Annotated in this window: 13 protein-coding genes and 2 pseudogenes; 11 read left to right on the forward strand and 4 right to left on the reverse strand. The window is 72.2% G+C overall.

Features of this window, described 5'->3' with window-relative positions:
- Window positions 1–100: 100 nt before the first annotated feature.
- Window positions 101–484 (reverse strand): annotated as a pseudogene (locus ABZY57_RS22420) (MmcQ/YjbR family DNA-binding protein); the annotation flags it as partial.
- Between the two features lie 267 nt (window positions 485–751).
- Here ABZY57_RS22420 and ABZY57_RS22425 point away from each other — a divergent pair.
- The gene (locus tag ABZY57_RS22425) at window positions 752–1,957 is read left to right on the forward strand and encodes a saccharopine dehydrogenase NADP-binding domain-containing protein (protein WP_356514558.1); all 1,206 of its coding nucleotides are present in this window, start codon (window positions 752–754) and stop codon (window positions 1,955–1,957) included.
- Between the two features lie 43 nt (window positions 1,958–2,000).
- Here the strand turns inward: ABZY57_RS22425 and ABZY57_RS22430 are convergent, their stop codons facing one another.
- Entirely contained in the window at window positions 2,001–2,681 is a 681-nt protein-coding gene (locus tag ABZY57_RS22430; RefSeq protein ID WP_356514560.1) for an endonuclease V, read from the reverse strand.
- Window positions 2,682–2,707: 26 nt separating this feature from the next.
- On the opposite strand from ABZY57_RS22430, the gene ABZY57_RS22435 reads away from it, so the two are divergent.
- The 3 genes from ABZY57_RS22435 (at window position 2,708) to ABZY57_RS22445 (ending at window position 5,622) form a co-directional block, all read left to right on the forward strand.
- Entirely contained in the window at window positions 2,708–3,007 is a 300-nt protein-coding gene (locus ABZY57_RS22435) for a YciI family protein (protein ID WP_356514562.1), read from the forward strand.
- A 278-nt stretch (window positions 3,008–3,285) separates the two neighbouring features.
- Entirely contained in the window at window positions 3,286–3,702 is a 417-nt protein-coding gene (locus tag ABZY57_RS22440; RefSeq protein ID WP_356514564.1) for an SsgA family sporulation/cell division regulator, read from the forward strand.
- A gap of 279 nt (window positions 3,703–3,981) precedes the next feature.
- A complete protein-coding gene (locus ABZY57_RS22445; RefSeq protein WP_356514566.1) occupies window positions 3,982–5,622 on the forward strand; it encodes an ABC-F family ATP-binding cassette domain-containing protein in 1,641 nt (546 codons plus the stop codon).
- A gap of 47 nt (window positions 5,623–5,669) precedes the next feature.
- On the opposite strand, the gene ABZY57_RS22450 is transcribed toward ABZY57_RS22445, so the two are convergent.
- Window positions 5,670–6,137 (reverse strand): ATP-binding protein, encoded by a 468-nt coding sequence (locus ABZY57_RS22450; RefSeq protein WP_356514568.1) that lies wholly within the window; start codon window positions 6,135–6,137, stop codon window positions 5,670–5,672.
- 211 nt (window positions 6,138–6,348) lie between these two features.
- Here ABZY57_RS22450 and ABZY57_RS22455 point away from each other — a divergent pair, with 211 nt between their 5' ends.
- From ABZY57_RS22455 to ABZY57_RS22480, 6 genes are all read left to right on the forward strand, one after another.
- Window positions 6,349–7,200, forward strand: a complete 852-nt coding sequence (locus ABZY57_RS22455) for a helix-turn-helix transcriptional regulator (RefSeq protein WP_356514570.1) — start codon at window positions 6,349–6,351, stop codon at window positions 7,198–7,200.
- Window positions 7,201–7,267: 67 nt separating this feature from the next.
- Window positions 7,268–7,507 carry a hypothetical protein gene (locus ABZY57_RS22460; protein ID WP_356514572.1) on the forward strand — a complete coding sequence of 80 codons (240 nt, stop codon included), beginning with the start codon at window positions 7,268–7,270 and terminating at the stop codon, window positions 7,505–7,507.
- Window positions 7,508–7,673: 166 nt separating this feature from the next.
- Window positions 7,674–8,645, forward strand: coding sequence for an acyl-ACP desaturase (locus ABZY57_RS22465; protein ID WP_356514574.1), 972 nt, complete (start codon window positions 7,674–7,676; stop codon window positions 8,643–8,645).
- Window positions 8,646–8,741: 96 nt separating this feature from the next.
- On the forward strand, window positions 8,742–9,053 hold the full coding sequence (locus tag ABZY57_RS22470) for a hypothetical protein (protein ID WP_356514576.1): 312 nt from the start codon (window positions 8,742–8,744) through the stop codon (window positions 9,051–9,053).
- A complete protein-coding gene (locus ABZY57_RS22475) occupies window positions 9,046–10,191 on the forward strand; it encodes a hypothetical protein (RefSeq protein ID WP_356514578.1) in 1,146 nt (381 codons plus the stop codon). The genes ABZY57_RS22470 and ABZY57_RS22475 overlap by 8 nt, the downstream gene beginning before the upstream one ends.
- Window positions 10,188–10,958 (forward strand): hypothetical protein, encoded by a 771-nt coding sequence (locus ABZY57_RS22480; RefSeq protein ID WP_356514580.1) that lies wholly within the window; start codon window positions 10,188–10,190, stop codon window positions 10,956–10,958. Before ABZY57_RS22475 ends, ABZY57_RS22480 begins: the two co-directional genes overlap by 4 nt.
- Window positions 10,959–11,041: 83 nt before the next feature.
- On the opposite strand, the gene ABZY57_RS22485 is transcribed toward ABZY57_RS22480, so the two are convergent.
- Window positions 11,042–11,290 (reverse strand): WhiB family transcriptional regulator, encoded by a 249-nt coding sequence (locus ABZY57_RS22485; RefSeq protein ID WP_356514582.1) that lies wholly within the window; start codon window positions 11,288–11,290, stop codon window positions 11,042–11,044.
- A 101-nt stretch (window positions 11,291–11,391) separates the two neighbouring features.
- Between ABZY57_RS22485 and ABZY57_RS22490 the strand changes: the two are divergent.
- Window positions 11,392–11,997: pseudogene (locus ABZY57_RS22490) on the forward strand (TetR/AcrR family transcriptional regulator); the annotation flags it as partial.
- Between the last annotated feature and the right edge of the window lie 13 nt (window positions 11,998–12,010).

The raw sequence follows: 12,010 nt of genomic DNA on the forward strand, positions 1-12,010 counted from the left end.
CAACCCCCACACCACCATCCGATACGCGGGTGGGGTTTTTACCCCGGCGGGGGGGCCCGCCCCGGGGCCGCGCGCCGGACCCCGCGCCGGGTCCGGACGTCCGCGCGTCGAGCTCCTTGAGGTCCCGCTTCAGCGCGACGGTCCGGTAGCTCTCCTCCACCCATTCGCACAGCACCTCGGCGGAGGGCGCCCCCTTCTGCCCCAGCGGTACGGAGACCCAGCCCGCCTTCCCCAGCCCGTATCCGGTCGGCTCCGCGCCGGGCGCCGTCATGGCGTGCCCGTGCAGGGCCTCGTCCTTGAGCTTCACGGAGATGCCGGGCGAAGGGCCGTCGGTGTTCCCGAGGAAGACGAAGATCTTCTTGTTGACCTTCACCACGCAGTCCTCGGGACCCCAGGGGAACTCCTCCCGCGCCTGCGGCAGCCCCAGGGCGAACTCCCGCACCGCCTCCCACCTGCGCACCCCAGCCTTCACGCGAACCTCCACTCCTCGCAGGCCGCACCCGCTCGCGCGGACCGTCCCTCCCCACGCTAGACCGGCCGGCCGCGGGGAGGCCGGAGGAATCGGCCCCTGACGCGGCCGTACGGCGGACAGCGGCCCGTCACCGGGCCGGGGGCCGGCACCGGGCCGGGGGCCGGCATCCGAACGGGGGCCGGCATCCGGGCGGGGCGGTACCGGGGCGCTGTCCACCGTAGGGCGGCCACGCGCTAGCCTCAGCCACCACCGGCACCGACACCGTCTGGGAGGTTCCCGATGAACGCAGCTGTACGGCACGAACCGCGCACCGCGGAACGGGAGTACGACCTCGTGCTCTTCGGCGCGACCGGCTTCGTGGGGGCGCTGACCGCCGAGTACCTCGCGGCGCACGCCCCCGCGGACTGCCGCTGGGCCCTCGCCGGGCGGGACCTCGCGAAGCTGGAGCGGCTGCGCGAGCGGCTGACCGCCCTGGACCCGCGCTGCGCGGACCTGCCGCTGCTGCGCGCAGACGCCCAGGACGCCGCGGCGACGCGCGAACTGGCCGCCTCCACCCGGGTGCTGGCCACGACCGTGGGGCCGTACGTCTGGTACGGGGCCCCGCTGGTGGCTGCCTGCGCGGCGGCGGGCACCGACTACCTGGACCTCACCGGCGAGCCGGAGTTCGTGGACCGGATGTACGTCGAGCACGACGCGCGGGCCCGCGAGAGCGGCGCCCGGATCGTGCACGCCTGCGGCTTCGACTCCATCCCGGCCGACCTCGGGGCGTACTTCACGGTCCAGCAGCTGCCGACCGGGGTCCCGCTGACCGTGGACGCGTTCCTGCGCTCCAACGCCCTGTTCTCGGGCGGCACCTTCACCACGGTGCTCACCGCGCTGGGCCGCGGACCGCAGAACCTCGCCGCCGCCCGCGCACGCCGGATGCACGAGCCCCGGCTGCTGGGCCGGCGCGTACGGGTCCCCGTGGGCGCGCCGCGCTTCAGCCGGGAGACCGGCACCTGGGCCCTGCCGCTGCCCGTCCTGGACGTCCAGGTCGTGGCCCGGTCGGCGGCCGCGCTGGAGCGGTACGGCCCGGACTTCCGCTACCGGCACTACGCCTCCGTACGGCACCTTCCGGTCGCCGTGGGCGGTACGGCGGCGGTCGGCGGCGTGGCGGCCCTCGCGCAGATCCCGCCGGTGCGCCAGTGGCTCGCGGCCCGCTGGGAGCCGGGCCAGGGCCCGGACGCGGAGCGGCGGGCGCGCAGCTGGTTCAGCGTGCGGTTCGTGGGCGAGGGCGGCGGCCGCCGGGTCTTCACCGAGGTCTCGGGCGGCGACCCGGGCTACGGGGAGACCGCGAAGATGCTCGCGGAGTCCGCGCTCTGCCTCGCCTACGACGCCCTGCCCGAGCTCTCCGGACAGCTGACCACCGCCGTGGCGATGGGCGACGCCCTGCTGGACCGGCTCCAGAAGGCGGGCATCCGCTTCCGGGTGGCGGCCTCCGACTGAACCTCCGCCCGGGCCGACGGGCCGGCCGGCGCGCGCCGCGTCCCTAGGCGGTGGCTTCGCGCAGGGCCCGCCGGCACAGGGAGTCGGCGTGCCGGGTGGTCTCCGGGATGCGGAAGCGGGGGCTCAGCACCAGGGCGTGCGCGCAGGCGTTGTCCAGGGAGACGCGGTGGCCCACCGATACGTACACGGGCTTGATCCCGTCCTGTGTGCGCAGCGCCCGCCCGACGACCTCGCCGTCGGGTGCGCGGAGCGGGGAGGAGTCCCCTCGCCGCGCGCCCGGTTCCTCGTAGGTGAAGGTGAACGGGTTCTTCGCGACGCCGATGGCGGGCAGCCCGGTGACCACGCCGAGGTGGCAGGCGAGCCCGAAGCGGCGCGGGTGGGCCAGCCCGTAGCCGTCGCAGACGACCAGACCGGGCGTGACCGTCAGTGACTCCAGCGCGGCGAGCACGGTCGGCAGCTCGCGGAAGGCGAGCAGGCCGGGTACGTAGGGGAAGCTGACGTGGCCGACGGAGGTGGCCTCCTCGACGACCTTCAGGGTGGCGGCGTCGAGCACGACGGCCGCGGCGGCCACCAGGTCCCGCTCGTCGTCGTAGGCCACGTCCACCCCGGCGATCAGCCCTTCGCCGGACAGGGGTCCTGTTTCGGCCAGGACGACCTGGTCGCGCAATTCGTCCTGTATCGCCTTGGCCTCGGCCTCGTCGGCGGGGGTCTTCGCACTCGTCATAGTGGTGCGAGAGTAGCCTGGCGATCATGTTCGTCATGGAGCTCACCTACACCGCGCCCGTCGAAGCCGTCGAAGAGGAGATGGACGCGCACCTCGCGTGGCTGGACGGCTACTACGCCGCCGGCATCTTCCTCGCCTCGGGCCGCAAGGTCCCGCGCGACGGGGGCATGATCCTGGCCGGCGGGGTCTCCCGCAAGGAGATCGAGAAGATCGCGGCCGAGGACCCCTTCACGGTGGCGGGCGTCTGCACCTACCGCATCACCGAATTCCTCGCGACGAAGACGTCGGCGGACCTGGCGACGGTACGGGAGAACCCCGTGGTCTAGCAGGGCGCCGGGTGGTGCGGGGCGGGCGGTCCAGGAAGTGCTTTGGGCCTGTGGAGTGAGCGGGAACCAGCCGTACTGAGATCGCTCCGGGGCCTGCTGACCGGCCCCGGATCCCCGCGCCACCCGTCACCCTGTGCGATCACACAGGCGCGTTCAGGCCATTCGGTGACACAGCTCACTCCAGGTCGCGTGCACGGATTCGCCGATTCACGCGTCTATCCCGTTGCCGGGCCCCCACCCCGCGGTCCGGCACGAGATCCGCCGCAAGGGAGCGAGCCTTGATCACTGTCATCGAGCAGGCCGTGCAGGCCCGACTGGTCGCCACCGCACCGAAGGTCGACACCGTCCCCGTCACGCTCTGCTACGACCGATCCGATCCCTTCGCTGTCCGGATGGCCTTCCCCGCACCGGCGACCCTGGAGGGCGTCGAGGTCTCGTGGACGTTCTCCCGCGAGCTGCTGGAGTCCGGACTGGCCCGCCCCTCCGGCTACGGGGACGTGCGCGTGCGCCCGTACGACGCCGACCGGACCACCGTGGAGTTCCACGCGCCCGAGGGGGTCGCGATCGTGCTGATGGTGACGGCCGAGCTGCGCCGCTTCCTGGAGCGTGCCTCGACGATCGTGCTGCCCGGCCTGGAGCACCTGTACCTCGACATGGACCAGAGCCTCGCCGATCTGATGCGCGGCTCCTGCTGACCCTCCGCGCCGGCTCCGGGCCCCCGGCCCCCTCCGACCCGCCCCCTCCGATCCCTTCGCTCCGCTTCGTTCGATTCGTTCGATTCGTTTGATTCGTTTGATGCGTTTAATTCGTTTGCCGGCGGCTCCGGCCGGCCCGTAGCTTCGTAGACGCCCCATCGCCGTCGAAACGGAGCAGGACGTTGCTTCTCTGAGGTCCGAGACACCGACCACCGCCCTCATCCGCGGTCCGCTGTCTCCCCGCGTTGCACTCACCACTCACGCAACCTGGAGGCCTCCATGAGTCCTGCTCCCACGTTCATCACCTGCTCCGACCTGTCCTTCGACTGGCCCGACGGAACACCCGTCTTCGAGGAGTTCCAGTTGACCGTCGGCCCCGGCCGTACCGGCCTGATCGGGCGCAACGGCTGCGGGAAGTCCACCCTGCTGAAGCTCATTGCCGGGGAACTGGCGCCGACCGAAGGCCAGTTGGCCGTGTCCGGCACCGTCGGCCAGCTTCCGCAGACCGTCACCTTCGACACCGCCCTACGGGTGGACGAGGCGCTCGGCGTCCACACCGCCCGGGCCGCCCTGCACGCCATCGAGGCGGGCGAGGCGACCGAGGCGAACTTCGCGGCCGTCGGCGACGACTGGGACGTGGAGGAACGGGCACTCGCCACGCTCGACCAGCTCGGTCTCGGCCGCATCGGCCTGGACCGCACCACCGGCGAACTGTCCGGCGGGGAGTGCGTGTTGCTCCGGCTGGCCGCTCTGCTGCTGAGCCGTCCGGACGTCCTGCTGCTGGACGAGCCCACCAACAACCTCGACCTGCGGGCCCGGCGCCGGCTGTACGCGGCCGTCGAATCCTGGTCCGGGGTGATGCTCCTGGTCAGCCACGACCGCGAGCTCCTGGACCGGGTCGACCAGATCGCCGACCTGCGCGAAGGCGAAATCCGCTGGTACGGCGGCAACTTCACGGACTACGAGGAGATGCTGGCGGCCGAGCAGGAGGCGGCCGAGCGGATGGTCCGGGTCGCGGAGGGCGACGTACAGCGGCAGAAGCGCGAACTGGCGCAGGCACACGCCAAACTGGCCCGGCGCAAGCGGTACGGCCAGAAGATGTTCGAGACCAAGCGCGAACCGAAGATCGTCATGGGTGCCCGCAAGCGTGCGGCCCAGGAGTCGGCGGGCAAGCACCGCATCATGCACACCGAGAAGCTGGCGGAGGCCGAGGAACGCCTCGACCAGGCCGAGCTGGCGGTACGCGACGACGCCGAGATCCGGATCAAACTGCCCGCCACCCAGGTCCCGCCGGGGCGCCGCGTGGTCACCCTGAGCGGGTTGCACCCCGTCCACGGTGCAGCGATCGCGGGCGAGTGGGAGCTGCGCGGTCCGGAGCGGATCGCGCTGGTGGGGGCCAACGGCTCGGGCAAGACCACCTTGCTGCGCACGATCGCGGGGCAACTGGCCCCGCTGTCGGGCGAGTCGGTGACCCATGTCCCGGCCCGGTTCCTGCCGCAGCGGCTCGACGTACTGGACGACGAGCGCTCGGTCGTGGAGAACGTGGCGCGGTTCGCCCCGCACGCGACGAACAACCTGATCCGGGCGCGGCTCGCGCACTTCCTGTTCCGGGGTGCGCGGGCGGACCGGCCGGCCGGCACCCTGTCGGGCGGCGAGCGGTTCCGGGCGACGCTGGCGGCCCTGCTGCTCGCGGAGCCGGCCCCGCAGCTGCTCATGCTGGACGAGCCGACCAACAACCTGGACCTGGCGAGCGTACGGCAGCTGACCGGCGCCCTGGATTCCTACGAAGGGGCGCTCGTGGTGGCGAGCCATGACGTGCCGTTCCTGGAATCGATCGGCATCACGCGGTGGCTGCTGCTCGACGACGGGCTGCGGCCGACGACGGCCGAGGAGGTCCACCGGTCGCTGTGGCACGGGTGACAGCGCGTGCGATCCGCACGGGGGGATTGCCGTACGGAGGGCGAGCGCTAGCGCGGCATGGGCAGTAACGCCCAGGACTTGGTGCCCCCCATCGGGGTGAGCACGGGGGTGAGCCCCCAGTCCCCGCCGCAGGACTCGACCACCGCCGCGAGCAGCCACATGCCGCGGCTGCGCCGGCGCCTGCACTCCTCGCTCGCCTCGGGCGAGGAGTGCGCCGGGTGCTGGTCGAAGACGACGATCCGCAGCGCGTCGAAGTGCCAGCGGACTTTGAGCACCATCTCCTTGTCGGGCGTGAACCGGTAGGCGCAGGCCACCAGTTCGGAGGCGGCGAGGGCCGCGCCGTCACACAGGTCGGGCAGTCCGTGCCGGTCGAGCAGGGACCGCAGGGCGCCGCGGGCGCTGCCCGCACTGTGGGCGCCGCCCGGCAGGCCTATGGAGTAGCTCAGCTTCTCCGCCCCTGGCGGGGCCTGCCGGAACTCGTGGACCGACCGCAGGCCACGGAGAGTGCCCGTCATCGTGCTGCTCCAAGGTTCTGAGGTGCTGAATGCGTGGATGGCCGTGTGGTCATACAAGAGCCGTGGGTCGCCCCGTGTGAGACTTGCGCTACCGACCGTAGCGCAACGTGGTGCACAGTGCTACTACTTGTACGACCACGTGATGATTTCTCATCGCATTTCCGGACTCATGGGGCATTCCCGCATGCCCCGGCCGGAGGAGAGGGACCCTGTGCCACCGAGGAGTACGCCGACCGCACGCCAGCAGCGCCTGGGCTCCGAGCTGCGCAAACTCCGCGAGCAGTCGGGCATGTCGGTGCAGCAGGCCGCGGCGCTCATGGGGGTGGACCGCACCCGGATCCCCAACATCGAATCCGGTCGGATCGCGATCAGCGCCGAGCGTGTCCGCACCCTCGCCTTCAATTACGACTGCCCCGACACGGGGCTGGTCGACGTGCTCGCCTCGATGGCGCAGGAGCGCAGCAAGGGGTGGTGGGAGCAGCACCGGGGAATGCTGCCGCCCGCCCTGCTGGACATCTGCGAACTGGAGCACCACGCCGTCGCGTTGCACACCGCCGTGACCACGCACATACCCGGGCTGCTGCAGACCGAGGCGCACGCGCGGGCCGTCTTCGACACGGCCGACCCGCCCCTGCCCGAACCCGACCTGCGGGCGCGGCTCGCCCTGCGCATGCACCGCCAGCAGGTGTTCGCGCGCGAGGCGCCGCCGCTGTACGAGGCGGTCGTGCACGAGGCGGCGCTGCGCATGCAGTTCGGCGGTCCGAAGGTGGCGCGGGCGCAGCTCGACCACATATTGGAGCAGTCGGAGCGGGCGCGTACGACCGTGCGCGTGATTCCGTTCACCGCCGGCGGGTTCCCCGGCGCCGGCCAGTCCTTCACGTACGCGGCCGCCACGATCAGCGAGCTGGACACCGTACAGCTGGACAGTTCACACGGATCGATGTTGCTGGATTCGCAGATGAAGCTGCTCCGCTACCGGGGCCTGCTGGACCGGCTGCGCTCCCTGGCGCTGCCGGCCCGCGACTCCCGCGATTTCATCCGCGCCATCGCACGGACCCTCTGACCGGGCCGACCACCCGACCGGCCGACCGGCCACCTGACCGGATCCGACGAGGAGACGAGAGAACGACATGGGCACGACGACCACGACGGCGACCACCCCGGCGACCGCGTCGGCGACGGCCGGCATCGCCTGGGACGAGGCGTTCTGCAGCGAGGGGGCGAACTGTTTCCGCTTCGGCCGGGACGCGGAGGGGAAGGCGTACATCGGAACCACCGGCTCCGCCGCCTACGTCACCGACTCGATCGAGGCACTCCGTGCACTGATCTCGGCCGTCAAGGCAGGGGATGCGGACCACCTGCTGGCATGACTTTGGTCCCTTCAGGCCACGAAATACCCCCCTCAGAGTGCACAGATAACGGGACGTAATCGGACATAGTCCCCCTTGGGGCTTGGCTGGTCTTGATGTCGCGCTTAACCTACGACTCCGTAGGCTACGGAACCGTAGGTAATTCGCTTTGCACTCAGGAGTACCCGTGACGATCACCTCTCCCCACCTCGGCAGCTCGGAGGCGTGGACGGACGCCAAGCTGCTGTTCGCGCTGGAAGAGGTGGTCGAGAAGGAACTCAACCGCCATCTGGCAGTCACCAAGGACTGGATGCCCCACGAGTACGTCCCGTGGAGCGACGGCCGGAACTTCCCCGGTTTCTTCGAGGACGGCGAAGCCTGGGACCCGAAGCAGTCGAAGGTCACCGAGATCGGCAAGATCGCGCTCGTCGTGAACCTGCTGACCGAGGACAACCTCCCCAGCTACCACCACGAGATCGCCTCCCTTTTCGGCCGCAACGGCGCCTGGGGCACCTGGGTGCACCGCTGGACCGCCGAGGAGGGCCGCCACGGCATCGTGATGCGCGACTACCTGCTGGCCTCGCGCGCCGTGGACCCGGACAAGCTCGAAGCATTCCGGATGCAGCACATGTCGGAGGGGTTCGAGTCCGACAACCGCCACTCGATGCTGCACTCCGTGGCGTACGTGGCCTTCCAGGAGCTAGCGACCCGCATCTCGCACCGCAACACCGGCCACCAGTCCGGTGACCCGGTCTGCGACCGCATGCTGGCCCGCATCGCGCAGGACGAGAACCTGCACATGGTCTTCTACCGCAACCTCCTGGGCGCGGCCTTCCAGATCGCCCCGGACCTGACGATGCAGGCCGTACGCGACGTCGTGGTCGACTTCCGGATGCCCGGACACGGCATGCCCGGCTTCGAGCGGATGGCCGCGCAGATGGCGATCGGCGGGGTCTACAACCTGCGGATCCACCACGACGACGTGCTGAGCCCCGTGATCCGCTTCCTGAAGATCATGGACATCGACGGCCTCGGCCCGGACGGGCAGAAGGCCCAGGAGGAGCTCGGTCTCTTCATGAACGGCCTCGACACCGAGGCCCGCAAGTTCGACGAGCGGCTGGCCGCCCGCGCCGCCCGCATCGCGGCCCGCAAGGCCTGATCCGGCCCCCGCGCCGCGAGCTGACCGGTTTCCGCTCGCTCGGGCGGGTGACGACGATTGCCCTGGCAGAGCCCCGCTCTGCCAGGGTTTCGCGTCATGACCGCCATGACGCCGCTCCAGGTCGAGATCGACCAGCTGGCCCGCCTCACCAACGCCCTGGACACCTCGCTGACCGCCCTGCGCGAGGCCCGGCGGGAGCTGGACCACGTACGGGCCGACCAACTGGGCACGGCGGACCTCGACGCCGCGTGCGACGGCTTCCAGGAGAGCTGGGGCCACGGCACCAAGGAGCTCGCCGGACGGATCAAGGCCGTACGCGAGGGCGTGCGCCGTAGCGCCGCCGAGTACGCGGAGCTCGAAGAGGCCATCCGCTCGGCCTTCCGGCAGGCGGCGTCCACCCGTGGCTGACTCCCCGGCCGCCGATCACTCCGCACTCGGCTTCGACCCGGCCCCGGGGAGCCCGTTCGCGGTCCTGGCCCTGGCGAAGAAGCTCCGCTCCTCGGCGGACTGCCTCGCGGAGACCTCCCGCGTCGTCGACGCCCTGGTCTCCCACAGCTCGGCCTGGCAGGGCGAGGCCGCCACCGCCTTCCGCGCCTCGCTGTCGCGGGAGCTCCCCCGCCACCTCCACGCGGCCCACACCTCGCTGGCGGAGGCCGCGCGCCGGCTGACCGGCTGGCACGACACCCTGGCCGCGCACCGCGCCCTGGCCTCGCGCTACGCCTCCCAGGCCGCCGCGGCCACCACTGACGAGGCCCTCACCGACGCCCGCCGGCTGGCCGCCGAGCTGGCCTCCGAGCACGCTGCGGCGGCCCGCCGGGTGGCGGACACGCTCACGGCGACGGCCCGGCGGCTGGCACCGAAGGAGCCCGGCGTGCTGGAGTCGGTCTGGAACAAGATCGTCGACAATCCGGCGGACGCCCTCTCGAACGCAGCGGCCATTCTGGGGGCGGCCGGTGCGGCCGTCGCCCTCTTCTTCCCGCCGGCCGGGATGGCGGTCATGCTGGTCGCGGGAGGGCTCTCGCTGGCCGCCCTGACCGCGCACCTCGCGGACCCCGGCTTCCGCAAGCCGCTGACCAAGGGTTTCACGCGGGGCAAGTTCGACGCCGCGTTCTGGAAGAACAGCGTGACCCTGCTCGGCGACGGCCTCGGCGCCGTCCCGGGCGTGGCCGCCGTCGCCTCGGGCGCGAGGGCCGGTACGGTCGCGGCCCGCGCGGCCATGGCGGTCCCGGAGGCCGGCGCCCTGGCGGGTGTCTCACCGGGTGCGGGGGCCTTCGCCCGCACGACGTGGAACACGGCGGACGAACTGCGCAAGGTGGAGAGCCCGCTCGCCGCGTGGGCCCTGCGGTCGTCGACGCCCGAGGTCAGGGAGCGCGTGGGGGTGGCCGTGGCGGGCACCGGAGCGGCCACGGCCGCCGCCGACTACACCGGCGACGACGAAACCGTCGACCGCGGGTCCACGGCGGTGGACGGCACGCGGGTGGCCGTGGAGGACGGTCCGTCCACGGTCGCGAAGTCGGCCCGTCTCTGGACGCTGGTGCAGCCGTGACGATCCGCTCCGTCCCGCCGGTCTGGTTCCGGCTGCCGCCCGGGTTCCACGACATCCGTCCGGAGGACCGGGACGCCCTGGAAGAGGTCGCCGAAGTCCTGGGGGCCCTGGGCGGCGACGGCGGGGGCGGGGGTGCGGGTGCGGGATCGGGTGCGGGAGCGGGATCGGGTGCCGAAGCGGGGGCGGGTACGGGTGCCGGAGCGGGGTCGGGCACGGGTGCGGGTACCGGTGCGGAGGCCGGAGTCGGCGCGGGATCACAGCTCGGCCGGCTGATGGACTGCCTCGACGAACTCGCCGCTCAGCCCGGCCTGCACCTGGTCCACACCGCGGTCGGCCTCCACCCCGAGGGCCCGGAGACCCTCTCCACCTCGCTGTTCTCCCTCGCCGTCCGGCCCACCGAAGACGCAGGCGCCGGGGCCGCCGTGGCGCGGGCTGCCCTGGCCCTGGCCCGGTCCGCCTCCGGCGGCGGCTCGACGCGCAGGTTCCTCGACCTGGCCTCGGGGCTCCCGTGCGCCCTGGTCTCCGGGGTCCTCCCCGTCCCCGGTACCGACCGGGGGCTGTTCCAGGCCAGGGCCGTCACGGCGCATCCGGACGGACGCCACCTGCTGCTGCTCGACCTCACCAGTGCGGCCACCGAGCACGCCGATGCGTACACCGCCATCCTGGAGGCGGTCGCGCACACCCTCTCCTTCGCCGATCCCAGTCCCCGGCCGCCCGGGCCGCCGGGCGGCGCCGGGACCTCGCGGATCACGGAACTGCTGGGGTGAGCCGCCGCCCTGCCGGGTCCGGGGGCCGCGCGGCAAGGCCGCCGGAAGGTGAGGACGGCCGGCAGGTCGGGGCCGGCGGACGGTCAGGGCCGCCGGCGCAGGGCCTGTCGTTCGGCTTCGGACAGACCGCCCCAGACGCCGAAGCGTTCGTCGTTGGCCAGGGCGTAGTCCAGGCAGGGCTTGCGGCCCTCGCAGGCGCCGCACAGCCGCTTCGCGTCGCGGAGTGAGGAGCCGGGCTCCGGGAAGAAGAAGCCCGGGCCCGTCTGGGCACAGAGGGCGAGTTCGTACCAGGCCGGGACGGCGGTGACGGTATCGGTGGTGTTCATCGACATGCCGCAGAGCCTGTCCCGCGGCGATGGACGTCCGATCAACGCCTGATCAACAGCCACCAAGTGAACGACCGTGCGTGCGATGGCTTCGGTACCATGGCGGCATGGCAGACGGACGCGTGGAGCGCGGGAACCAGACGCGGCGGACCGTCCTGGAACGGACGATGAGCATCGCCTCGGTGGACGGCCTGGAAGGGCTGTCGCTGGGGAAGATCGCCACGGATCTGGGGCTGAGCAAGAGCGGCGTGTTCGCCCTCTTCGGTTCCAAGGAGGAGCTGCAGCTCGCCACCGTGCATGCCGCCCGGTCCGTCTTCGTCGAGCAGGTCGTGCGGCCCGTATCCGACGAGCCCGCCGGGCTCGCCAAGGTGTGGCGGCTGTGCGAGAGCTGGCTCCGCTACTCCGGCCGCCGGGTCTTCCCCGGCGGCTGCTTCTTCTACTCCGCCTCCGCCGAGTTCGATTCGCGCCCCGGGCCCGTCCGCGACGAGATCGCCAGGATCCGCGGCGACTGGACGCGGTACGTGGAGCGGCTGCTCGACGAGGCCCGCCTGGCGGGCGGGTTCCGCGAACCGGCCGGGGACGTGGAGGTGGAGCAGCTCGCCTTCGAGATCATGGCGATGATGGAGCTGGCCAACGCGCACGGCGTGCTGCACGAGGACACCAAGGCCTACGACCGGGCCGCGCGGGGCATCCTCGCCCGGCTGCGCGCGGCGACGGCCGCCCCGG

The sequence above is a fragment of the Streptomyces sp. NPDC006450 genome (assembly GCF_040612195.1).
In the GTDB taxonomy this organism is placed as follows: domain Bacteria; phylum Actinomycetota; class Actinomycetes; order Streptomycetales; family Streptomycetaceae; genus Streptomyces.